Raw genomic sequence first — 22,536 nt, 5'->3', positions numbered from 1 at the left:
CTCCTTATTCATATTGATAAAATCCTTTTTTAGTTTTTTGTCCAAGAAGCCCTGCATCTACCATATTTTTTAATAACCAGCATGGCCTATACTTCGGATCGTTTAGCTCTGAATATATTGTTTCTAAAGAATAGAGAACCGTATCTAAACCAATTAAATCTGCAGTATGCAGCGGTCCCATTTTATGCCCAAAACATTGCTTAAATAGAATATCGATGTCTTCGATTGATGCAATGTTTTCTTGGATCATAAAAATGGCTTCATTAATAAAAATCATCATTGCACGATTGCTCACAAAACCAACAGAATCTTTAACTACGATCATTTTTTTATGTACTTGATCAAGTAACGATCTGGTTTTTTCTATTGTTGATTCGTCAGTGTGATATCCTTTAATTACCTCTACCATAGGCATTATTGGTGCTGGGTTCATAAAGTGAACACCTATAACGCGTTGAGGGTGCTCAACGAGCGATGCTATTTTAGTAATGGATATGGAGGATGTGTTTACTCCAAAAATACAGGTTGAGCTGCATTGTTCATTTAATTCCTGATATAAGGTTTTTTTTTGTTCCCAATTTTCAGGGATATTTTCAATGATGTATTCGGATTGCTTGAGTGCATCTAGTTTTGTTGTAAAAGAAATTGATGCCAATATTGGTTCAATAGAATGTTTCGATGGTAAATTTTGAATTAATACGAGATAGTGTAAATTTTTTTCTATGGTGGTTTTTGCCTTATCTAATTGAGATTGGCGATTATCAATCAAGGTGACAAAAAATCCGCATTGCGCGAAAAGTTGTGCGATACCTGAACCCATTGTACCCGAACCAAGAATAGTAAGTTTTTTTTGTTTCATGTCCTGCACCCACTCTGTATCCTAAAAAAAGCAGTTGACTATTCATAGAGCCAAACTTTATCACAGTATTATAGCTTACTGGAAATAAAGCCCGCGATAGCATCAATACTCGTTAACTGATTTGGATCAAATTCACCGACCTCAAGATCAATTTTATATTTCTTCTCTATAAAAACTAACAATTGAATAAAAAATAAAGAGTGCATTGCGCCTGTATCAAAAATATTATCTGAATAACCAATATCCTTAATTCTAAAAGATTTGAGTAAAAAGAGTTTTACTTCATTTTTAATGTGCTGAATTTCCATCAGATTTTCCTGTTTTACTATGAGCCATCTTATTATCCTAAAAAAAGCAGTTGGATTTCGTAATAGAGGTCAACTGCTTTCTTGGGGATTATTCAAGGTAAAATGTCATTGCTCTTTAATAGTGTAACACCACTATGAATAAGTTCTGCTTTAATTTTTTTAAAGCTATTTTGGTTAAGAGGCATAGTAGCATCGTCAATTAAATAGCATTTAAAACCCTCATGAAGCGCATCTTTTATTGAAAAATAAACACAAATATCTGCACATAAACCACAAAAATAAAGTTCTTTGGCACCTTTTCCATGAAGATAATCTACTAATCCTGTATTTATTTGATGTTGGTTGTCGTAAAAAACACTATAACTATCTACTTCAGGATTCATACCTTTACGAAAAATCGCTTCTATAGGTTTTATTTCAAGCATAGGATGCAATTCTGCACCAAAAGTTCCTTGGATACAGTGGTTAGGCCATAGTATTTGTTCTACTCCATGCAACATGATGTTATCAAAAGGTTTTTTACCGGGATGATTGGAGGCAAAGCTTTTATGATTTTGAGGATGCCAGTCTTGAGTAGCAACAATTAAGTCAAATTTAGGAAGTACTTGATTAATGATAGGAATAATGGAGTCTCCATGTAATACTGCAAGTGGGCCACCAGGCATAAAATCATTTTGCACATCAGTAATAATTAAAGTCTTATTTATTTTTTTCATAGATTATTTTTTATATTCTTTAATTAATTGATTCCGCTTTTTATTCAATTGATTGCTTAAGCCCACTTGATAATTGCTTGGGTTTTCAAATCGTTTGAATTCTTCAGGGAGTTTTTGTAACCGTTTACTGCTGTATTCCGCAATTTCTTGAAGCGTTTTTAAGGGCAATAAGCATTTACCCTTTTCCATGACTTTATGAAGTAATGGCTCTTGCTGATACTGTTTAAAAGCGAATAATGTTTCGCGTTTAAAAGGAGAGTGAATGCTTCCTAAATCCGTTTCATTCATTAGAGCAACAACGTCTCCCCCTAAAAAAGTATCGTCATTCAATAGTCTGTACACTTGTTTTTTGTAAGGTAAAGTGATTTTACTTATCGATTCTGACAATTTAATTCGTGGCTTTTCATCCATAAAAGCTAATTTGTATACCCCATCTAAAGCAGCATCTGGTGCCCCTATAACCAAACTTGTTCCTACACCAAAAGCGTCGATAGGAGCATTTTGTTCCCGAAGATTTTTTATTCTTTCTTCATCAAGCTGGTTGGATGCGATAATTTTTACATAATGTAATCCTGCATCATTAAGCATTTGACGAGATTTTTTAGCCAAGTCTTCTAAGTCACCACTATCTAATCGTATCCCTTGTAAACGCTGTCCACGTTGTTCCATTTCTTTACCTACACGAATTGCATTAGGAATACCACTTTCTAAAGTGCTGTAAGTATCAACGAGTAGTGTACAATTATCAGGCCAGATCTCAGCAAAATCACGAAATGCGGATAGTTCACAGTCATAACTTTGTATAAATGAATGAGCCATGGTTCCTGAAATAGGAATATTATAATCACGTCCCACACGTACATTACTCGTAGAATCGAAGCCACCAAGGATAGCAGCCCGGCTCGCATAATAGCCACCGGGACCTTGAGCTCGCCGCAAACCAAAATCAATTAACTGACATTGTCCTGCAACTTGTCGAATCCGACTTGCTTTTGTTGCGATAAGAGTTTGAAAATTTAATAAATTTAAAAGAATGGTTTCAATCAATTGAGCTTCAATAATATTGGCTTCTATAGAAACTACAGGACGAGTAGGAAAAACTAAATCCCCTTCATAAGAAGCATAGATGGTTCCTTGAAAACGAAAATTCTTTAAATAATCAAGAAACTTAGGATGCATTCCGTTGCTTTTTAAAAAATAAATGTCTCGTTCATTAAAATGATAATTTTCTAGTATTTTAAGAAAGTCGGTAAGTCCGGCAAAAATTGCATATCCCGATCCGAGTGGAAGTTTTCTGAAAAAATAATCAAAAATTGCAGTAGCGTTTTCATGACCTTTTAAAAAATAAACTTGGGCCATAGTGAGTTGATATTGGTCTGTATAACTTCCAGTGAAATCAAACATTGGTGTACATGTCCTTTAAACGAAATAGGGGCGAATTGTAAACAGATCCTAATCATTTATAAAAAGAGAAGGGTATAGCCATAATAATTGTTGAAATACACTTCGTCTAGAGCGATGGTTTTTTCTGCTCGCTTTTAGGATCTGAATCTATTTCTAAATAAAAGCAGCTCGATATAAGAAATAATTTTTTTATATCGAGCTGAGGTTAATTCTGTAGTTTTCGACACCCACAGCTATAGATTTAAAATAAATATTCTGTTATATGTTTGGATAAAATGTTAATTAATTGATTTTTTTGTTAAATAAATCCTACTGGATACATAGGTTTTAGCTCATATATTTTTCTCTTAACTATCATATCTGACATGGAGTGAAAGGATGAAGGTCAGCGAATTTAAAAGGCTGGTTGATGAATTAGAAGACAAAATTGCCTTGGAAAAAAATTCCAATAAAGTCATGAGATTCGTCACACGTTTAAAAGAAATAGCGCAAATATATGATAAAGAAAATGATGTTCCATCTGAGATGATGTCTGATGTTCAAAAAACAATCAATGAATTTTGGAGCCGGAGCATTCAATTTTTACCTCATGAGCACTGGCAGAATGATACTCTTGTTCTTCCGTTGCTTGCATTTCAAAAACAATTGGTTAAAGCAGGTTTGTTAGAGAGAGACGTTCATCATCCTATTTTATTTCGAGAATTAAAAAATCGCTATGACAACGTTCCTGATAATGTATTAAATAGTACCGAACTTATCTCTTTATTGATTTGTGCAAGTCGTATGTCGGGTTATGCACGGATGGATGAGCTTGATAATAACTATCCACTTTTACGTTTGAATGAGTGTTTTTCTGCAAAACGACCACAAGAAACTCAGAAGTTAAAAGAAATACTTTTTTTACTGCAAGCCAGTTTTTATTTAATTTATAAACATTGTACCGTTGCGCAACTTCATTTAATCCCTTATCTGATTTATTTTCGTCACCATACCACTGATGAAGAGCGACGTTCTGAACTCGCACTTTTCAAAACACTTACTCAAAAAACAGCAGATTGCCTTACGTTTTTTCATGATAAGGAAGATTATATAGATACTCGATCTCTAAAAGTGATTGATGCATTATCTCTTGTTGCTCATTTAATTCCCAATCGACGAGGGGATTTTCTTCATATGACTAACGAGTGTCGATGGATTTATCCTTTTATTCAGAAAAGTAGAGTGGAACCGACTAAAGACAATGATACTTTATTAGATGAAACGCTGCAGCTATTAGAACTTGATTTTGATACTCAAAAAGATAAATCGTACACCGCAGCTTTAGATTTTACAGCTGCAGCTCAAAAACAGATACGGACTCTGACCAGCAAAGAAGCAAAGCTGGTTCATAATGCAATCGCTCTATTTTCTTTAGAGAACTATATTAAACAACGCCACGAGGATCCTCGTCCCAAACATTCTTTTTTATCCCTTTCTGGGGAGACAAAATGTCAGGCAGCGGAAAAATGGAAAAACTCTATTCGTGGTCGGCCTGTGCATGTAGGTTTTTTTGAAAAGATGGCTTTAAACCAAGGACGCTTGAAGGAGTTGATTGAGTCACTAGAAGAACAAGAGAAGAAATTCAGTGTTTCATCAACATTTTAGTGAGCTAAGAAAGTAGAGAAATTTGCTTTTCTATATGGCGTAACATATATTTAACGTGAGTTCGATATAAAAAATAAAGTGATTTTTTATATCGAACTGTTTTTATTTAGAACCTAGATCCCATATAAATGCTGCGCATCCCCGCTTTCGCTGAGGACAAGCTTTACGGGATAACGTTCGTTTAGCGACAGAAAAGGCATTTCTAACCTTTTATGTCGAGCTCACGTTATTTACTACAGCGTATGGATTTGAATAATGATAAGAAAAAGGAGTTCTTATGAGAGTTATAAGTAAGATTTCGTTAGCAACCATGGTTGGTATTTTTGCTGCCTCAACGAGTGTATATTCAGATGTACCTGACATTTCTGGATCGTATAAATGTTCCTATCATGATCCTTCTTCTACTCCTAATGATGGAACAGAGACTATCGTTTTTAAAAAAAATGGAGATGTATACAAAATTTCAGGAATTCCTACAGGTAATGTATTTCCATATTATATTGGCAAGGGCGTAATGAATAAAAATATGGATAATGCTATTGGCTATATATTTTGGCAGCCCAAATCTCCAACAGTGACTACAGTTCAAATTTTTAATATTAAACCGGATGGCTCTTTAGATGGCTATTTTTCAGAAAGCAATAAAGATAAAGGGGGCACCGAGACGTGCACTAAAGCTAAATAACGTGAGTTCTCAATAAAAGCGGTTCGATATAAAAATCACTTTATTTTTTATATCGAACTGACGTTAAATAACGAAGATGCTCCTAGATAAGATATGAAAAAAAGGAATTTATTATGAAAATTGTAATGAAAAGTGTTTTAGTTACTGCATTATCTCTATCTACCCTAACAACCTACGCAGATACTACAAGCACTTCGGATAATCTTAATACATCAACCAGTAGTAGTACTCCCGCAACGAATTCAAGTACTACAGCGACTCCTAATGCTGAAGGTGATTATCAATGCCAACGAGTAGACTCTTCTAATAATACAACTGCCCCTTCTCTTTCAGTAACCAAGGGAAATGATACTTATACTTTTGAGTGGAATGATAGTAATGGGGACCCTATTCTTTATGGTACTGGGGTTATGGTAGGAAGTTTACCTAATGCTATTTCAGTTTCATTTTGGGATCCTAAAAAACCTGATGCAATTGGAATTGAATTGTTTGAGTTGAAGTCAGATGGCTCATTACAAGCCAATTGGACGTTACAATCAGACAACAAGCTTGGTTCTGAAACGTGTACTAAGAGCAAATAAGTGACTTAAGAGCTACTTATTTTTTAACTTAGGGAGGCAAGGGTCTCGTAATTTGGGACTCTTGCTTTATTTGAAGTAACGTTCGTGTAGCGCTATTCTATTGGATCTTTTATATCGAACTCACGTTAATTGAGTAGTTTATTCTGCATACCTCAGAAGTGAAGTGACCTGGTTCTTGTAATCTTGAATGAGAAAAATCTATTTGAATTTTGACATGATGTGTTTGCTTTATTTCGGATCGTTAAACGGTAATTTTCTGACGAATGATAAAAGGTACGTCCATTTATGCGACTTATTTATAGTTTTTTTAGGAGCAGAATAGGAAGACACAATAACCAATAAGGTTGCCTAAATGGTACGGAACTATACCTATGCACTAATTTAAGGTCAATGAAAAGTTCAGTTTGCTTTTTCTAGGTTTATTGGTTTATTGTTTATGATTCTGTTATATCATAATTGATTTTTCATTTTATAATAAATAATTGCAAGAGGCTCTCTAAGAAAGTATGAGGAGAAATACTTGCTATTTTGCCAACAAATGCTTTGTATTGCTGGAGAACTAGAAACTGGCAGTCCAATTTTTTGTGCTACAAGAATGGCTCTTGGGGAGTGAAACGGTTCAGTCACTAAAATAATGGAATTAAACTGTTTTGCTGTTACTATCTTTTCAGAGAATAAAAGATTTTCGTATGTAGAGATCGATGCAGATTCAAGCAGAATGTCTTCTTCTGCAACTCCTAATAGTAAGGCAATTTCTTTCATTACTTGTGCTTCATTTTTTCCATTGATTATATTTCCTCCCCCTGAAAAAAGAAGTTTAGGTGCATAGTCTGTTTTATATAAATTAACTGCATGTTGTACACGAGCTACAAGGCAAGGATTGTATTTATTGCCATGGTACGCTTTAGTACTAAGAACTAAAATGACATCGGCATGCTTTTTTTCATCTTTTTCGGCATTTCGTATAATATATAGAGCTAGAAAAGAATAAATACCAGCAGATAAGATCAGGAAAAAAATACATACTTGTATAAAAATTTTCATCAAAATCCTAATAATTTTTACAATGGGGTGGTTGACTTTTGCATACCTGAACTACGTACGGCGCTTTATGACACTCCCTAATAAAAGAAATTTTATTATTTTTTATGAATTACAAATAGCTTATTCACAAAAAATATTTAGATTTTTTCAAAGAAATGCGTTGATTTATATCGAGTTGTTTTTATTTGAAACTGGATTCCCGCGCATATAACGCGCGAGAATTTGGGGTGTAGCATGAAATTGTCAACAAGTTTTAGTAATGATGATGATAGTATGAATATGGAGTTCTGTTTGGTACTACAATATAATTTCCAGGTGGCGTCCATCGGTGAATGTTTCTCCATGATTTTTGATGATGGCGATGGTGGTGAGGAAAAAATTTAAATCGTGGATGATGGCGATGAAAATGATGATCAGCAAATGCTGAAGTGGAAAGAAATGTGGCTACGCTTATGACCCCCAACAGCACTATTTTTTTTATAATCATTTCTTATACCTCTTCAATTATTATCCGATGCCCAGTCTAAATAATGAATGTAACAGGAATATAACAAGATGTTTTTGAATTGTAACAAGGATGTTACAAAGAGAGTTTGTAGTTCTATTTAACGTGGGTTGCTCTAAAATTTACAAATATTAAGGGTAAGAATGAAGCATTTTTGGCAGGGTGCATTTTATTTGTTACGAGGAATTCGTCTCCTTTTTACTCAAGGATTAAAGCGTTTTATTATATTGCCCTTAGTACTGAATTTTTTAATGTTCGCTGGGCTCTTTTACTTAATCTATCATTATTTACTTCCTTATTCATATCATTATCTGAATCAATTGCCATCTTGGTTAAGTTTTCTAAGTACCTTATTTTTTATTATTTTTATCCTTGGTTTTTTCTTAATGTTTCTATCTCTGTTTACTGCAGTCTTTAATGTAATAGCAGCTCCTTTAAACGGCATATTGGCTGAGAAAACACAACACCTACTTTATGGAAGTGTTATTCCAATAATACCCTTATATAAAATGATTCTTCGCAGTTTGAAACGTCAAATGGAATTTCTTGGCTATTTCCTCCCTCGTTTTTTTGGGGTTGGTATTTTATTTTTTGTCCCTTTATTACAACCAATTTATCCTTTGTTATGGTTTATTTTTAATGCATGGATGTTAAGTATTCAATATCAAGATTTTGCTATGGATAATAATTTAGTGGGTTTTAAAGAAATGCGGCAGGAAGTTACCCATAATAAAATGCGATCATTAGGATTAGGATGCTCTATTAATCTCGCAAGCCTTATACCGATCATTAATATTTTAGTCATGCCTGCTGCAGTCGTTGCAAGTACTATTCTTTACTGTGAAACACGAACTCCCTCTCTTAAAATGCGTCGTATTGGGTCTAAAGGTCGTGTAGCGACATAAAGGGTATTTCTATGCCGTTTATGTCGAACTCACGTTATTTAGTACGCTTGTACAACAACTTTACCCATTGCTTTTCCTGACTCAAGTAAAGCATGTGCTTTATCAACATTCTCATAATAAAAAAGATGGGGATCGATAAGTGGTTTCAAATAACCATCATCTACAAGACTTGCAATTTGTTTTAAAATCGATCCATGACGTTCACGCTGTAGATTATGAAGCAAAGGTAATAACATAAAAACAGCGTGTAAGCTGGCGGATTTTGCATGCAAGGGTGAAAGATCGTATATGGCTGAGGCCTGAATACTGATTACATTCCCATATAGAGAAACTGCAGCTAATGATTGGTTAAGGTTGTCTCCGCCAACGGTGTCAAAAACCACATCAAATCCGACACCATGAGTTAATCGAGCAACATAATCTTGAACCGATTCATCTCTATAATTAATGGCTTCTTTTGCTCCAAGCGATTTTGCAATTTCTGCTTTATCTAGAGAAGATACAGTGGTATATACTTCAGCACCTGCCCATTTTGCTAACTGAATGGCAATATGTCCAACTCCACCAACTCCAGCATGGATTAATACTTTTTGCCCTGGTTTAATTTTTATTTTTTCAAACAATGCTTCCCAAGCGGTGATAGTAACTAAGGGTAAGGCAGCTGCTTCTACCATGCTCAATGTCTTAGGCTTTTTAGCAATTAATCGTGCATCAGCAAGCATATACTCGGCTAATGCACCACTTTCCTCTTTAAATCCACCGGCGCATCCATAAACTTCATCACCTACTGAAAATTCGGTAACATTGGCCCCAACTTCTTCAATAATTCCGGCTACATCACTGTGCAGAATTGCAGGAAATGGAGGAGAAATTTGACTGTATTTTCCAGCGCGTACCTTGCAATCAACAGGATTAACACTAGTTGCTTCAACACGAATCAAAACATAACCTGGTTTAATTGTAGGTTTGGGAAGTTCAATCGTTTCAAAAACGGAACAATCGCCAAAAGAGGATATTGTTTGTGCTTTCATAGTGTTCTCCTAACTCATGTAGACATTGCAGTATATTAAATAAATTCCAGTAAGGTTAAGCAGTTGAGTCCTACTGTACAAGCTATGGGTACGGAATATGCTCGCTACAGACCCAACTGCTTTTCTAAGTTAAAGGTTACCACTTGTATGTTAATGGAGTAAAATATTTTTATGGATTTCAGGTTAAGGAAGAACATGAATATTCTTAACTATCCTATTCAAAATGTCTTAACAACGGCAATGCGGAAAAAAGCAAAGGAAGAACAAAACATTGATTTTATGTCTATGTGGTCGGGACAATCCGCACAATTATGCAGAAAGACAAGTGCGCGTGAATTCATAAACGCTTTAGTATTTGAGGTAGAGGCTTCGAAGTTAATATATTAAAGTTCCCCGGTATTTCTCAAGATAATGTACCGGGGCATAGAATTGATGAATTACGTCTTATAGACACATTCTATGTTCATCATATTCTTCTTCCTTTTCCTCATTTGTTTCATTAAAAGAATGAAACTGTGTCGCAGCTCCATATGAGGGTTCATATGCTCTACGATCAAAAAAGTTTATTCCAGTAGTAGTTGCAGGTGTTTGGTGGGATTGAGGTGTGGGTGTAAAAGAATGAGATTGCGATGAACTAGGCTTACGTTGTAAGTATTCTATTTGTTGTGTTAGGCTTTGAATAATTTGATAGTCGCTCTCTTGGGGTAATTTGATGGCATTAAGCGCTTTAATTGTTTGCTGATAGGTGGTAATTGCATCTGGAATTTGTTTATTTTGAATATAAGATTTAGCCAAATTTAAAAATTGCATTGCCATTCCGCGATAAGCATTATCAGTAGGTGTTTCATTTAGAGAAATCGGACTAAAAGTCGGTGGCGTTGCTGATAAAGACAATTGAGATAACATCTGTTCAAGACTGCGATCAATGTGCTCTATTTCACTAAGGGATATGCTTTCAAACTGATCGAAAAGCGCTTGTTCTTGGTGCCTTGCAACTTGTTGTTCACCCAGCAAACGTTCATGATTTATAAATTTAGCCGACTTTAGATATGATTTTGTGGATAATTTTTTTTCATAATAAGCATGAAATTCATTGAAATGAGCGATTGGATCACCAATTTGTTGCTCTGCAAATGTTTTCTGTCGAATTAATCCAAATGCTTTTATTGCATTAGTCATTGCCTCATCGCCGGCCACTTGATTCATCATTTCATAACAAGCATCTGCTAAATCAATGTATAATTCAGTTAAGTTTCGATAAGCATCATCGTCTAATGAAGTTGATAGGAGTTGGTTTATCGCTTCTACATAACATCGAGCTGCATTTGCATAATTTTTTGTATTAAAGTAAAGGGTGGCTAGATCATAATAAGCACTAACAATCGCTTTAATATCTTCTAAATGTTTAATGGAAATTTGTAACAATAAATTAATGCCTTTTTGATACTCTTCAATAGCTTCTTTTGAGGCAAAATGTTGAAGATTCTTAGCATTGGCAATTTTCTTCTTGGCATTTTTTCTCTTTTCTTCGTCCATCATAAACTCCTTGGCAATCTATTATTTAACTCATGTTATTTATTTCAGACGACAAAGTAACATTAATACGCCTAAAAAAACAATGTCCTATTGCTTTGTTTTTATAATTTGATATCAAAAGATAGGCACTTATTTTTCTGAGCTAATCAATGTAGATAATTCGCGGAGGGCGATGAAGAATATAGTATAGTCAATGCTAGGGCTGTCTAATAGCATTTCCAACAATTGTTCCCAGCGTTGCTGAATAAACTTGTTTTTGGTAAACCAGTAGGAAATCAGTTCTTCAGCATCAAGATTTTTCTGATCATGAATTAAAATGACAATGGTTAATCGACGTTGCAGGTTATCTAATTCATCGCGCAAGGATAAACGAGCAAGATTATTCCAATGACCTTCTTGAGAATCATTCCCTATTTGATCGCGAAACCATACTAAACTAAATTTACTGCCCACTTTAAAATAAACTTCTGCAGTTCTTCTTAAATCGAATTTATTTTGGGTAGCGACTTCGATGATATTGAGCAATGTATACATTGCACGAGTCGTAGCAATTTTTCGAGCAGCATTCTCAGGTAACCCTATATCTAAAAATTGGACCACTATTTTATCAAGATACTCTCGGGTAATCCCGGCCATTAAATCAGGGATTAATAGTTCAAGTTTGCTAATTGATTTGCTGTAATGAGCTATATTTTGACCTATTTTACCTTCAAGACGCCTATGATGTAAAAACCATCGAGTTGCTAAATTCATTAATTGTCGGATATGGTGAAGCAATTCATATTGAGTTTGTACAGGTAACTTATAATTAAGTGAATCAACCAATTGGTGTAGGGATTCTATTTGATAGGCTTTGGCAGCAATAGTATAAGCACGAGCAATATCTGCGATTGATTGTCCGGTTTCAATGTGTAAACGATATATAAATGTGATTCCCACAGCATTCACAATCTGATTGCTTAGTTGTGTTGCGATAATCTCACGGCGTAATCGATGTTTCTCCATTGCTTTTACATAATTTTTTTTAATTAATGAAGGAAAACCGGTTTCAAGTATGGTGTTAAAATAGGGATCATCAGGTAAATTAGATTTTAATAATTCACCGGTAATATAAATTTTTGTATAGGCCATAATAATGGAAAGTTCAGGGCGTGTTAACCCTTGTCCAGACGCTTTACGTTCCAAAAGTCGTTTATCATCAGGAAGAAACTCAACATTTCTGTCTAAATGGACTACTGCTTCTAGTTCTTTAATGTATGTTTGATATAAACCACTATAAGATGCGGTATTCGTCGCAGAAAAGCTTAAGACCAGTGCTTGATTATAATTATCGTGCAAAACGAGTTTCGCGACTTCTTCTGTCATTTTAGTGAGTAGTTGGTTGCGTTTTTTTTCAGTAAGTTTCCCTTGGTTCATTTCCTGATTGAGTAGAATTTTAATATTGACCTCATGATCAGAACAATTGACGCCCGCTGAATTATCAATTGAATCTGTATAGATCAGACCGCCATTAAGCGCATATTCCACTCTTCCTAGTTGAGTAAAACCAAGGTTTCCTCCTTCTCCTACAATTTTACAACGTAATTCATTTCCATTAACACGACAAAATTCATTGGTTTTGTCTCCTACATCAGCATGTGATTCGGTTGAGGCCTTAACGTAGGTCCCAATACCCCCATTAAATAATAAATCAACAGGTGCTTTTAATAGGGCTCGAATCAATTCATTGGGCGTAAGTGAATTATCGGTAATCGCAAGTGCTTTTTTTATTTCAGGAGTAATGGTGATCGATTTGACTGTTCGTTTGTAAATACCACCACCTTTTGAAATAAGTTTTGGATTGTAGTCTTCCCATGAGGAGGTGGGTAATTGAAACAGGCGCATACGCTCTGTAAAAGATTGCAGTGGATTTGGAGTGGGATCAAGAAAAATATGGCGATGATCAAATGCCGCGATTAAGAGACAATGATTGGTATACGTTAGCCCATTTCCGAATACATCACCACTCATATCGCCAATGCCAACAACAGTAAAGTCCTGTTGTTCGATGTTAATATCCAGTTCGCGAAAATGCCGTTTGATTGATTCCCAGGCACCACGAGCGGTAATTCCTATTTTTTTATGATCATATCCCGCAGAGCCACCGGAAGCAAAAGCGTCTCCAAGCCAAAAGTTGTATTCTTTGGCAATTCCATTAGCAATATCAGAAAATGTTGCTGTCCCTTTATCCGCAGCAACTACAAGATAAGGATCTGGATCATCATAGCAGAGGATATTTGGGGGTGAAACAATACGATCATCAATAAGATTATCGGTAAGGTCAAGTAAGCCTCTAATAAAAGATTGGTAACAATAAATTACTTCTTGCTTTATCTGGTCACGATCAAGCAAAAGCAATGATTTTTTTAAGACAAATCCTCCTTTAGCTCCAGAAGGTACAATTACCGCATTTTTTACTTTCTGAGCTTTCATAAGTCCGAGAACTTCCGTACGAAAGTCTTCAGGACGATCCGACCAACGAATACCGCCACGTGCTACTTTGGAGCTGCGTAAATGAATCCCTTCAAAACGTGCAGAATAGACAAAAATTTCATATACAGGCTGCCCTGGTGGTAAATCAGGGACTTTTGTTGAATCAAGTTTAAATGATAAGTATTCCTTGAATTGCCCTTTAGAATTAAGCTGAAAATAATTTGTACGTAAAGTCGCTTTTATTAAAGACCAAAAATAGCGAATAATATGATCTTCGTCTAAGCTGTTGATTGCATCAATATCGGTTTGAATTTCATGCTCCAGGGCAATCTTTTCTTCTTGAAGTGCAGTATTTTGGTTCAAACTAAATTTTAAATAAAAAAGTTGAATGAGCTTTTTGGCGATTACCGCATAGGTGTCAACGGTTTTCTCGATATATTGTTTGCTAAAGCGAAACCCGGTTTGTTGCATGTATTTTGCATATGCTCGAATGATAATAATCTCACGCCAAGATAATTCTGCTGCTAAAATCAGTTTATTGAAACCATCGTTTTCACAAATACCGGTACTAATTTTTATCAAAGCTTCATTAAATATAATTTTCACTTTATCGAGGGTAAGTACATTAGATCGAGTATAAGTGACATTAAAATCACTAATCCAAATCACTTGATTTTGATCAACTTCTATTCGATAAGGTCGTTCTGTATAAGTGCGCAGACCCATGTTTTCAATGATTGGTAAAATATCAGATAGCGGTATAGGGCTGCCATAGCGATAGACCATAATGTGTAAAGGGAATTCAGTACGTGGTGATTCTAAAAAATCAATCATTAATGGATTTTGTAACGATAATGTATCAATTTGTAAGAGGTCTCTTAATGCCTCATCAGCAGAGTGTTGCTCACAATAACTCATGGGTAAAATAGGAAGGTATTTTTCAGCAAATTTTTTTCCCTTCTTAGGACCTAGTTTATTTATCATCTGTTTGTATAACTGTTCTTCCCATAAGTTTTCCATTTTTAAATTCCAGGCCATTTATTGTTTATTAATTAAGTATAATTATAGGTCATGCAAATAAATTGCAAATAAAAGCAACCTCTTTAATAAATCGTTGTTGAATTGCCTGGAATTTTAGCTAATACTCACGAATCAGTTTTTATTATTTCTCCAAGAAATTTTGTAAGTTACTAATAATTTTTGTAATCAATTGATTTAATTCTTCTATTTCTTTTTGAGCAACATCAAAAGTGGCAATACCATGCATCTCGTTTGCGTGATCTTCAAGTTTCTTACATGCGTCTTTTGCTTTTTCGGTAAGGTAAAAATTGAATACACGCCTGTCTTCTTTATTCCGAACACGAGTAATCAAATTATCTCGTTCCATACGATCGAGTATTCTAACCACACTGGGTTGTTTTAAGCCTGCGCTTTTTGCGAGTTCTATTTGGTTTTGCCCGTCTTTTTCCCAAAGACGTACAAGAAAAACGGTTTGGGCGTAAGTGACGCCAAGTTTATCAAGATTTTTATTGGCTACTTGCTCAAAAAGCCTAGCGGCTTTTTTGATTAAGATCCCTGTATGTTCATCAATTTTAAAAGGCATATAAGATGTATCCCAAAATAATGCTTGACTATTAAATAGCTAGCTATGTATATTTATTTTAACAATAATTGAGCTCAATCCAAAAATGAGCAAGGAAAAATGAAGATGGATTATATCAGTCCTCGCGCTTATAGCTCTAGTTATCAAGCTTCAAACAGAAGTAACAAATAAGGTTTAACGTGTTGTTAACTTTTATGGATGCATTGTTATGACTCAACTAACCCGAATCATCGACCATATCAACGAGCAGTTTACTGCTACAGTAAAAAGCCAACTACTGAATTTGAAGAAATTTTCCGAGCCTGCTTTAGAGTGGCTGATGATGGAGCATTATCAATTTTCTTCGCGTAATACAGGTTTTTTATCTACAGCTGCAGATACGACAAAGCTATTGCAAGAACAAGGGGTTTACGAAGAGCTGCAACGAAATTTGGATGAGGAAAAAAACCATGCTGCTCTTTATAAACGATCACTCGCAGAAATAGGAACTGATATCGATAAACGTGTTGAATTTCTTCCTACTACAAAATTCTTTGATACGATTGCGCAATTAATTTCTACATGTCCTTCCAGTACCTTAGGAGCAATGTATGCAACAGAAACTGCAGCAATATTTGAACATGAGGTATTTCTTAATATTTCTCGTGAAGTAGTAAATCGCAGAGCAAAGCAATGGGAGAAATCACGATTAAAAGCGTTTCACGATATGCATTTAAATGGGGTTGAGCAAGGACATAAAGATGGCTTAGGCCAATTTGTTAATTGTGCAACAGAAGATAACTCCTCAAATACAGTAAGTAAGAAGCAAGTTATTCGAAAAATAAAAGTAACCCATGGTGCAAATCAAGCCATTGAGGCAATGGTTGAATGGTGGAATGCATTATTGACACAGGCAGAGCGTATGTTATGAATAGCAATAGATCGCTGCAAGAAAAAACATATATTATTAGTGGCAAAGAGCAATTAAATTTACTTGATAAAATAAGTGTGTTGAGAAAAAAAGTTTGGCCCGATTTTTTGCGCTTATCCGATGAGATTATTTTTAAAGTTTATGAACGCTATCCCGATTTTCAAATCAGTTTGCTTAATGAAGAGAGAGAACTTATTGGTATAGCTAATTCCATACCTTTAACGTGGACTAACTCATTTTCTGAACTTCCCAATGAGGGATTAAACTGGATAATGGATACAGGACTTAAGCGAGAACAGAATATTCGCTCAGCAAACACCCTAGGTGCTCTTTCAATTACGGTTGCCCCTGCTGATAGAAATCAAGGAATAAGCAAAATACTTCTTCACTATTTAAAAAGAGTTGCGATTACTCATGATTTAATGTCGCTCATTGTTCCTGCTAGACCTAATTTAAAAAGCATGTATCCCTTAATTCCAATAGAGCAATATATAACATGGAAAAAAGAGGGCTTAATCTTTGATCCTTGGCTAAGAACTCATTGTTCTCTCGGGGCCCATCTTATAAATATCTGTCATCGCTCAGCCTGTATTACAGCGACCATAGAGCAGTGGGAGCAATGGACTGGAGTCAAGTTCCCTAATGATGGCGACTATGTGATAAAAGAAGCATTGACTCCAGTAAAAATGGATTATATGAATAACCTGGGAACTTATATTGAACCTAATGTTTGGGTCTATTATCCAATATAGACCCAATTGCTGGGTAGTGCAATTAAGCAGCTAATTGTGTCACTAGGTTAAAAAAATCAGGGAATGTATTTTTTTGCATGTTTTGCGTTGCATGTATCTGGCGTACTACTACCATATTTTTTTCAGGGATAATAACAAGGTATTGACCTAGATATCCTTCAGCAAAATACATCGTTGGTTGCGTCTTTACCCACCAAAGCAAACCGCACATATAATAGATTCCATTTGCTATGCGATTAGAGAGTGGTTCTGGGTTCATTGATAATTGAATCCATTCTTTGCTAATAATACGCTTGCCGTTCCAAATGCCGTTATTAAGTATCAATTCACCAATTTTAAGCAAATCTTCTGCTTTAATTTGCAGTCCTGACATACCATGAGGATTGCCAGCAGAATCTTTCATCCAGGTAAAATCAGTAATTCCTATGGGCTTAAATAATGTTGTTTCGATAAAGTGATCCATAGACAAGCCGGATATTTTTTTAAATATACCAGCTAATAAGTTGATTGCTTTGTTATTATAGAAAAACATTTCTCCAGGATGGTTACTGAGCTCTGCGGCTAATGCGAGTTGCACAAAATCTGGAGAAGCATAAATCTCTTTAGTTGTTGGATCAGCCTGAATACCGGAAGTATGCGTCAGTAATTGCTGAACCGTAATAAATTTCTTTTCTCCCTGCTTCCATTCCGGGTAAAACCGAAAAATCGGATCATCCAATGAAATCAACTTTGCATCATATAATATCCCAATACCCAGGCTAACTATTGACTTGGTAACAGACATGGCCTCGATAGATCCTACGTGCGGTCTTGAGAAATACGCTCCTAAAATTTTACCATTTTGTGCAATAATTAAAGCATCAGATTGGGATGATTTAGCTCCACTAATAATATCGATTATAATTTTTTTAGTGTTATCATCAAGTTGATTAAGGGAATAGAACTCATTAGATCTATTATTAAAAGACATATTGAAAGACATACAACACACATCAAAGTTACAACATTTAATTATATAATAGATTATTTTTTGAGTATTTTCATAATTGGGTAGATTTTTTAACTTTTTATTGTTTGCCAAAAAGCGATATGAGCACCAGTTGGATCGGCGACAACTGTAAATAGACCAAAATCATTGACTTTAGTAACCGGTACTTTTACCGTTGCGCCATGTTTGATTGCTTTGGCCAATGTGTCTTCTATATTTTCTACCAAAATATACCCCATCCAATGAGGTGGAATTTCATCTTGTTGATCTTTGGGTATTTCCCAAATCCCTCCTATCGACTGATCACCTGTACTCGTTCTAAATAACGTGTAGATCATATCGCCTACGGCTTCTTCAGTATATTGCCAACCTAATACATGCCGATAAAACTCTTTTGCGGCTATGATATTAGAGGTAGCTAATTCACTCCAACAAAACTCACCAAACTGTAATTTATTCATCATTGTTCTCCTTATTTATTTGCTGGATTCAGCAATAAAGGTACTCCTATTTGTTTGCCTTGATGGAGTAATCGTAAGAAAAAATGCAGAATGCCAGAACTTCCTACCATCAAATCCGCCGTAGCCACGTGAGGGTCTTCCGTTAACCAATAATATGCTCCGGTTTCCGTTGTTTGTTTCATTGCAAATAGAAATTTTGCTAAAAATGCTGCTCTTTCGAGCCATTCTTCATCACCTAATACACGAAACGCTTCCAAATAAATATCTCCTAATCCACTTAAACCATGACACTGACTCAGATTAGGATAGCGCAAATTGACAGGATGAACTTTTAATATTTGGCGAACTAAATTCGCATACTCTATTTCACCTGTTAATTCATATAACCGTAAAAAAGTTAATGCAATGCCTGGACCACCATGGCACCACCAGCGCCATCTAGCAGGATTTTTTGTGCTGTAGGTCCATGTTAGTACGGAGTCCCTATCTATTTTCTGATGAATTGCCTGTTGCTGTAGCCAATTTATCGCGCGTAAAGTACTTGTCCACCCGGTATTGTCATTTTCTCGTCGAGAAAATTCAGCTAAAAAATAAGCGATGCCTGCAACACCATGAGCAAAACCAGATAAAATTTCTCCTGACATTCCAGGCACACCTTCTGGCATAATCCAAGAACCATCAGCTCGCTGACTTGTAATTAAATAATCAACACACTGCGCTACATTTTTTTGAAAGGACGGTATGCCTAAGCGATCGAAACAATACATTGCTGCTATTCCTTGACCTGCAGCACCATGAGTGATGTCAGGCCAGTCCACAGTTTTATCCAAACACGTATGAATTACTTTAATCAGCAACTCATCGGAAGTTTGAATACCAGTAGATATCGCCTCAGTCAAAGCAACACCAACTCCAGCTGTACCAAAGTGTAATCCAGGTAATTCACTATCGACGGTATATTGATTTGAAATTAACCATTTTATAGCGTGCTGAGTTCGTATCTGGCCTTCTTGAGGCAAAAATCCAAATTGAGCCAAACGACTCAACGCATAAACAACACCCGCCACACCGCGGTTTGCACTTCGTCGGTGTTCATATTGCTGAGTATAGCGGTGTTTTGTCTGATGTTGAGCTCCATTTTCTAGGGATATGGATAACCAAAGCCCTGTTTCAGATTGAATGGAGCCGGATTGCAACAAACCTCGAGTACCCTGTACTAATAGGTCTTGGAGTTCTTCTTGAGTGAGTAATGCTTCTTTCTGACTTTTTGTTGGTGCACGTTTTGGCTTTAAATCCGAAATGGACTGAGTAAGCACAGACGAAATAACTTCAAGTGAAGGACGTATCGTTGGATCATTACTAATACAAGCTATTATAATTTTCAGCAACGGCAATGGGGCGCCTTGAGTTATTTCTTGTAAACTAGCAAACAATTGATCATCATTATGATGAACAATACGACGGGGATCGATACCTGTTAATACTAACAACAACAGGCATCCAATAGCATATAAATCATCAGCTATGGCAGGAGCCTCTCGATTTGCTTGTTGGGGTGACATAAAACCAGCCGTACCGAGCCCAAAAGCAGGGGATGGGTCATCTATAGCATGGCATAACTCTAAATCAAGCAAATAAAGTGCACCATTCTCAGCAAGCCAAATATTGGATGCGGTTAAGTCCCGATGCACATAGCCTTTCTTATGCAGTTGACTTACAACTCGTATTAGTTTTTGACACCAATTGAGTAATAACATTTTCTTATCAAGTGGGAGAGTGCCAAAGCTGGATCCATCTAAGGTTTGCACGGCGAAAGTTTCAATGCTTTTTCCTTCAATCCACTCTAGTGGTAAATAACCATCTCCTTCGACTTCAAAGTAAGCATCTGCAGAAGGAATAGGAAGATATTGGCTAAGATTAGCGTGCAGTTCAGCCTGCCGTTGTAACCGGGTGCGCATATCTCTGTTGTAATGGTCGGTCATACAGAATTGTTTGCCTTGCTTAAGAATTTTTAATCCGACAGAATTTTGGCAACGTAAATCCAATACTTGATAAACCCCCCCCTTGGGTTGATCGCGCAGAATGTCCAAAATTAAATAACCAGGACCAAATAATTTGGTGGGTTTTCCATCGACAATGTGCAAAGATTCAGATAAATCATCATTCTGTGTTAATTCAAGTCGCCAATTTTTAAATGGGTTTTCTACACCTTCAGGACATTTGAAGGGAACTTGGTATTCATCGATTCGTAGTGATTGATCGGGTGCATAGATCATAAGTCGTATTAATCCGAGTCGATCTCGTTTAATAATCGGATTAAAACCGCCATACCGCGTATAAACAATATCACCCAATCGCATGTCTGAGATAATGCGCGGGCCATGCATCCCTTGAGTTAATGGAACAAGTTCTTGGGCTAATTGTACGGCCTGCTTGTCATCCTGAGGGTAAATCGTCATAAATTTACCTATTTGCGTCCTGCCCAACTCCCCTTCATTGAGGTAGCCTAAAGTCATCGTATCTCTTGCAATTTTAAAAGAAGGCACTTGATGCCTTAAAAGACAAGGAATAACGCAGTTCAATAATTGAATTGTCTCTCCGGGTATTGTGGAGATGTGTAATTTCCATCCTTGTATTCGATCAGTTTTGCCAACAGATGCCCAAGGGCCACGTAATTCGGGCTCCAGTGCCAAAGAGCGTAGATAATCTGCATAATCAACATCTTTTACACTGTTATTTAAAAAATTATTAGGATCGTTAACGTGTTCAATATATGCCATAATTGTTCCCTAACGGATTCGTAAATTTTGTTTACCGCATTTGGAGATGCGAGGTGTAACCACAACTGTCTCCACAGGTAGAACCACAGCTATCACCTGAACAAGTCACATCACAAGTACTGCCGCCACAAGTGCTGCCACAAGTTCCACTAGTACAACAACATGTCACATTTTCGTCACATATTAAATAGCCGCCACTAAATCTCGCTGATTCCATCACGGCAGTTTGCATTCTTTCTTTAGTATTTGTCGTGAACGCACAGGTGGGGCCACAAGTATTTTCTGCGCAAGTTTCTCCGCAAGTTTGTGGACAATCAAAATAAGGGGTTTTGTTACTATCTTCTCTTGTTAACGGAATAGTACCTATTAACCTTTGCACAATAGTGTGAAGGTTCGTATTCAGCATTATCTTATTACTTGATCGATCTTTTTTCCTTAATTCTTTAATTACCTGTTCTGGTTCAAACACCAGTTTATGAAAAAACTCAGGATCTTTTTTAGCCTGATCAAGCAATTGAGTCATTTGTTTTTTATCCATGATATCTTCCTTGATTACGATTACTTAGGAAGGGATTTTGGCAAGCCAATTCCTTGACTTGCCAGAGAGGTTTAATATCGTTCGATTTTAACGAACGCCTCCACCTCCGCCAAATTTTCCTTGGAAGTTTGTTGTGTAGCCGCAACTTTGACCACAGGTATTATCACAGCTACTGCTGCACGTATTACCGCAACCTTCTAACGCGGAGCCGCCTTCCCAGGAACCAGCTGCCCGTGTCATTTTCTCTCTTTCAAGCGTGAGGTTGGTTGTGTATCCGCAGCTTTCGCCACAGGTATTATCACAACTGCTGGAACACGTATTTCCACACCCTTCCAGTGCATCTTTCAGATGAGAAAAATAAATGCCACCTTTTAGTTTTTCAACTGAGGCAATGTTTGTTGTATATCCGCAACTTTGGCCACACGTATTATCGCAACTACTAGAACAAGTGTTACCACAACCATCAAGTCCAAGTATATTTGCGAAAAGCGATTCTACATTTGCTGATACGATGCTTCCTCGACTGTGCCTATCCAAATTATCCAGTGAACCTAATACCTTTTCGGGTTCAAAGACAAGAGAATGGAAAAATTTGGGGTCCTTTTTTGCGCGTTCGATTAATTCATTAATAGCTTTATGATCCATGATTATCTCCTTATATTTAAATAATAAAATCCCTTTATAACCATTTGTTTGAAGTTTTATTACATAAATAAATCGTAGAAAATACAGATTTAAAACTGATAAAAAAGTACACATGTCATCTAACAAATTATAGTAGAAAGAATTATATTTTTCCTCAAATTTTACAAAT

Annotated in this window: 22 protein-coding genes; 8 read left to right on the top strand and 14 right to left on the bottom strand. The window is 36.0% G+C overall.

Annotation, left to right across the window (positions count from 1 at the left end):
• Window positions 1-4: 4 nt before the first annotated feature.
• The 4 genes from Lgra_RS09390 to Lgra_RS09375 all read right to left on the bottom strand — a co-directional run bounded on the left by Lgra_RS09390 (window position 5) and on the right by Lgra_RS09375 (window position 3,287).
• A complete protein-coding gene (locus Lgra_RS09390) occupies window positions 5-859 on the bottom strand; it encodes a 3-hydroxyacyl-CoA dehydrogenase family protein (protein WP_058498993.1) in 855 nt (284 codons plus the stop codon).
• A gap of 68 nt (window positions 860-927) precedes the next feature.
• Window positions 928-1,167 carry an acyl carrier protein gene (locus Lgra_RS09385; RefSeq protein WP_058498992.1) on the bottom strand — a complete coding sequence of 80 codons (240 nt, stop codon included), beginning with the start codon at window positions 1,165-1,167 and terminating at the stop codon, window positions 928-930.
• Between the two features lie 92 nt (window positions 1,168-1,259).
• The gene (gene pncA, locus Lgra_RS09380; RefSeq protein ID WP_058498991.1) at window positions 1,260-1,883 is read right to left on the bottom strand and encodes a bifunctional nicotinamidase/pyrazinamidase; all 624 of its coding nucleotides are present in this window, start codon (window positions 1,881-1,883) and stop codon (window positions 1,260-1,262) included.
• A 3-nt stretch (window positions 1,884-1,886) separates the two neighbouring features.
• Window positions 1,887-3,287 carry a nicotinate phosphoribosyltransferase gene (locus tag Lgra_RS09375; protein ID WP_058498990.1) on the bottom strand — a complete coding sequence of 467 codons (1,401 nt, stop codon included), beginning with the start codon at window positions 3,285-3,287 and terminating at the stop codon, window positions 1,887-1,889.
• A 378-nt stretch (window positions 3,288-3,665) separates the two neighbouring features.
• On the opposite strand from Lgra_RS09375, the gene Lgra_RS09370 reads away from it, so the two are divergent.
• The 3 genes from Lgra_RS09370 (at window position 3,666) to Lgra_RS09360 (ending at window position 6,197) form a co-directional block, all read left to right on the top strand.
• Window positions 3,666-4,931: a hypothetical protein gene (locus Lgra_RS09370; protein WP_058498989.1), complete on the top strand. Its 1,266-nt coding sequence runs from the start codon at window positions 3,666-3,668 to the stop codon at window positions 4,929-4,931.
• A gap of 277 nt (window positions 4,932-5,208) precedes the next feature.
• A complete protein-coding gene (locus Lgra_RS09365; RefSeq protein WP_058498988.1) occupies window positions 5,209-5,616 on the top strand; it encodes a hypothetical protein in 408 nt (135 codons plus the stop codon).
• Between the two features lie 113 nt (window positions 5,617-5,729).
• The gene (locus tag Lgra_RS09360; RefSeq protein WP_058498987.1) at window positions 5,730-6,197 is read left to right on the top strand and encodes a hypothetical protein; all 468 of its coding nucleotides are present in this window, start codon (window positions 5,730-5,732) and stop codon (window positions 6,195-6,197) included.
• Between the two features lie 450 nt (window positions 6,198-6,647).
• Here Lgra_RS09360 and Lgra_RS09355 read toward each other — a convergent pair whose 3' ends face one another.
• Window positions 6,648-7,241 (bottom strand): YdcF family protein, encoded by a 594-nt coding sequence (locus Lgra_RS09355; protein WP_058498986.1) that lies wholly within the window; start codon window positions 7,239-7,241, stop codon window positions 6,648-6,650.
• Window positions 7,242-7,475: 234 nt separating this feature from the next.
• Here Lgra_RS09355 and Lgra_RS18285 point away from each other — a divergent pair, with 234 nt between their 5' ends.
• Both Lgra_RS18285 and cysZ read left to right on the top strand, forming a co-directional pair.
• Window positions 7,476-7,625, top strand: a complete 150-nt coding sequence (locus Lgra_RS18285) for a hypothetical protein (RefSeq protein WP_157068265.1) — start codon at window positions 7,476-7,478, stop codon at window positions 7,623-7,625.
• 264 nt (window positions 7,626-7,889) lie between these two features.
• Window positions 7,890-8,651, top strand: coding sequence for a sulfate transporter CysZ (gene cysZ / locus Lgra_RS09350; RefSeq protein ID WP_058498985.1), 762 nt, complete (start codon window positions 7,890-7,892; stop codon window positions 8,649-8,651).
• A 38-nt stretch (window positions 8,652-8,689) separates the two neighbouring features.
• Here cysZ and Lgra_RS09345 read toward each other — a convergent pair whose 3' ends face one another.
• Entirely contained in the window at window positions 8,690-9,682 is a 993-nt protein-coding gene (locus Lgra_RS09345) for a zinc-dependent alcohol dehydrogenase family protein (protein WP_058498984.1), read from the bottom strand.
• Between the two features lie 195 nt (window positions 9,683-9,877).
• Here Lgra_RS09345 and Lgra_RS09340 point away from each other — a divergent pair, with 195 nt between their 5' ends.
• Window positions 9,878-10,069 (top strand): hypothetical protein, encoded by a 192-nt coding sequence (locus Lgra_RS09340; RefSeq protein WP_420795201.1) that lies wholly within the window; start codon window positions 9,878-9,880, stop codon window positions 10,067-10,069.
• A gap of 57 nt (window positions 10,070-10,126) precedes the next feature.
• On the opposite strand, the gene Lgra_RS09335 is transcribed toward Lgra_RS09340, so the two are convergent.
• The 3 genes from Lgra_RS09335 to Lgra_RS09325 form a co-directional block, all read right to left on the bottom strand.
• Window positions 10,127-11,218 carry a tetratricopeptide repeat protein gene (locus Lgra_RS09335; protein ID WP_058498982.1) on the bottom strand — a complete coding sequence of 364 codons (1,092 nt, stop codon included), beginning with the start codon at window positions 11,216-11,218 and terminating at the stop codon, window positions 10,127-10,129.
• 129 nt (window positions 11,219-11,347) lie between these two features.
• Complete coding sequence (locus Lgra_RS09330) at window positions 11,348-14,710, bottom strand: NAD-glutamate dehydrogenase (RefSeq protein WP_058498981.1); 3,363 nt, start codon at window positions 14,708-14,710, stop codon at window positions 11,348-11,350.
• A gap of 142 nt (window positions 14,711-14,852) precedes the next feature.
• Complete coding sequence (locus tag Lgra_RS09325; RefSeq protein WP_058498980.1) at window positions 14,853-15,293, bottom strand: MarR family winged helix-turn-helix transcriptional regulator; 441 nt, start codon at window positions 15,291-15,293, stop codon at window positions 14,853-14,855.
• 208 nt (window positions 15,294-15,501) lie between these two features.
• Here Lgra_RS09325 and Lgra_RS09320 point away from each other — a divergent pair, with 208 nt between their 5' ends.
• Together Lgra_RS09320 and Lgra_RS09315 are read left to right on the top strand one after the other, a co-directional pair.
• Window positions 15,502-16,203 carry a DUF3865 domain-containing protein gene (locus Lgra_RS09320; protein ID WP_058498979.1) on the top strand — a complete coding sequence of 234 codons (702 nt, stop codon included), beginning with the start codon at window positions 15,502-15,504 and terminating at the stop codon, window positions 16,201-16,203.
• Window positions 16,200-16,955: an N-acetyltransferase gene (locus Lgra_RS09315; protein ID WP_058498978.1), complete on the top strand. Its 756-nt coding sequence runs from the start codon at window positions 16,200-16,202 to the stop codon at window positions 16,953-16,955. The genes Lgra_RS09320 and Lgra_RS09315 overlap by 4 nt, the downstream gene beginning before the upstream one ends.
• A gap of 22 nt (window positions 16,956-16,977) precedes the next feature.
• On the opposite strand, the gene Lgra_RS09310 is transcribed toward Lgra_RS09315, so the two are convergent.
• The 5 genes from Lgra_RS09310 to Lgra_RS09290 all read right to left on the bottom strand — a co-directional run.
• On the bottom strand, window positions 16,978-18,036 hold the full coding sequence (locus Lgra_RS09310; RefSeq protein ID WP_131743535.1) for a serine hydrolase domain-containing protein: 1,059 nt from the start codon (window positions 18,034-18,036) through the stop codon (window positions 16,978-16,980).
• Window positions 18,015-18,404, bottom strand: a complete 390-nt coding sequence (locus Lgra_RS09305) for a VOC family protein (protein WP_058498976.1) — start codon at window positions 18,402-18,404, stop codon at window positions 18,015-18,017. The genes Lgra_RS09310 and Lgra_RS09305 overlap by 22 nt, the downstream gene beginning before the upstream one ends.
• A gap of 11 nt (window positions 18,405-18,415) precedes the next feature.
• Window positions 18,416-21,184 carry a class III lanthionine synthetase LanKC N-terminal domain-containing protein gene (locus Lgra_RS09300; protein WP_058498975.1) on the bottom strand — a complete coding sequence of 923 codons (2,769 nt, stop codon included), beginning with the start codon at window positions 21,182-21,184 and terminating at the stop codon, window positions 18,416-18,418.
• A gap of 31 nt (window positions 21,185-21,215) precedes the next feature.
• A complete protein-coding gene (locus tag Lgra_RS09295; RefSeq protein WP_058498974.1) occupies window positions 21,216-21,722 on the bottom strand; it encodes a hypothetical protein in 507 nt (168 codons plus the stop codon).
• Between the two features lie 87 nt (window positions 21,723-21,809).
• On the bottom strand, window positions 21,810-22,536 hold a 727-nt coding region (locus tag Lgra_RS09290; protein ID WP_238584410.1), incomplete at its 5' end, for a hypothetical protein.

The sequence above is a fragment of the Legionella gratiana genome (assembly GCF_001467695.1).
GTDB lineage: Bacteria > Pseudomonadota > Gammaproteobacteria > Legionellales > Legionellaceae > Legionella > Legionella gratiana.
Note: the sequence above shows the minus strand (reverse complement) of the source record. Positions and strands in the feature narration are given on the sequence as shown.

Excerpts from the sequence above, each read along its gene's own strand:
- Lgra_RS09390 (WP_058498993.1), bottom strand. The coding sequence starts at position 859 with ATGAAACAAAAAAAACTTACTATTCTTGGTTCGGGTACAATGGGTTCA.
- Lgra_RS09385 (WP_058498992.1), bottom strand. The coding sequence starts at position 1,167 with ATGGAAATTCAGCACATTAAAAATGAAGTAAAACTCTTTTTACTCAAA.
- pncA (WP_058498991.1), bottom strand. The coding sequence starts at position 1,883 with ATGAAAAAAATAAATAAGACTTTAATTATTACTGATGTGCAAAATGAT.
- Lgra_RS09375 (WP_058498990.1), bottom strand. The coding sequence starts at position 3,287 with ATGTTTGATTTCACTGGAAGTTATACAGACCAATATCAACTCACTATG.
- Lgra_RS09370 (WP_058498989.1), top strand. The coding sequence starts at position 3,666 with ATGAAGGTCAGCGAATTTAAAAGGCTGGTTGATGAATTAGAAGACAAA.
- Lgra_RS09365 (WP_058498988.1), top strand. The coding sequence starts at position 5,209 with ATGAGAGTTATAAGTAAGATTTCGTTAGCAACCATGGTTGGTATTTTT.
- Lgra_RS09360 (WP_058498987.1), top strand. The coding sequence starts at position 5,730 with ATGAAAATTGTAATGAAAAGTGTTTTAGTTACTGCATTATCTCTATCT.
- Lgra_RS09355 (WP_058498986.1), bottom strand. The coding sequence starts at position 7,241 with ATGAAAATTTTTATACAAGTATGTATTTTTTTCCTGATCTTATCTGCT.
- Lgra_RS18285 (WP_157068265.1), top strand. The coding sequence starts at position 7,476 with ATGAAATTGTCAACAAGTTTTAGTAATGATGATGATAGTATGAATATG.
- cysZ (WP_058498985.1), top strand. The coding sequence starts at position 7,890 with ATGAAGCATTTTTGGCAGGGTGCATTTTATTTGTTACGAGGAATTCGT.
- Lgra_RS09345 (WP_058498984.1), bottom strand. The coding sequence starts at position 9,682 with ATGAAAGCACAAACAATATCCTCTTTTGGCGATTGTTCCGTTTTTGAA.
- Lgra_RS09340 (WP_420795201.1), top strand. The coding sequence starts at position 9,878 with ATGAATATTCTTAACTATCCTATTCAAAATGTCTTAACAACGGCAATG.
- Lgra_RS09335 (WP_058498982.1), bottom strand. The coding sequence starts at position 11,218 with ATGGACGAAGAAAAGAGAAAAAATGCCAAGAAGAAAATTGCCAATGCT.
- Lgra_RS09330 (WP_058498981.1), bottom strand. The coding sequence starts at position 14,710 with ATGGAAAACTTATGGGAAGAACAGTTATACAAACAGATGATAAATAAA.
- Lgra_RS09325 (WP_058498980.1), bottom strand. The coding sequence starts at position 15,293 with ATGCCTTTTAAAATTGATGAACATACAGGGATCTTAATCAAAAAAGCC.
- Lgra_RS09320 (WP_058498979.1), top strand. The coding sequence starts at position 15,502 with ATGACTCAACTAACCCGAATCATCGACCATATCAACGAGCAGTTTACT.
- Lgra_RS09315 (WP_058498978.1), top strand. The coding sequence starts at position 16,200 with ATGAATAGCAATAGATCGCTGCAAGAAAAAACATATATTATTAGTGGC.
- Lgra_RS09305 (WP_058498976.1), bottom strand. The coding sequence starts at position 18,404 with ATGAATAAATTACAGTTTGGTGAGTTTTGTTGGAGTGAATTAGCTACC.
- Lgra_RS09300 (WP_058498975.1), bottom strand. The coding sequence starts at position 21,184 with ATGGCATATATTGAACACGTTAACGATCCTAATAATTTTTTAAATAAC.
- Lgra_RS09295 (WP_058498974.1), bottom strand. The coding sequence starts at position 21,722 with ATGGATAAAAAACAAATGACTCAATTGCTTGATCAGGCTAAAAAAGAT.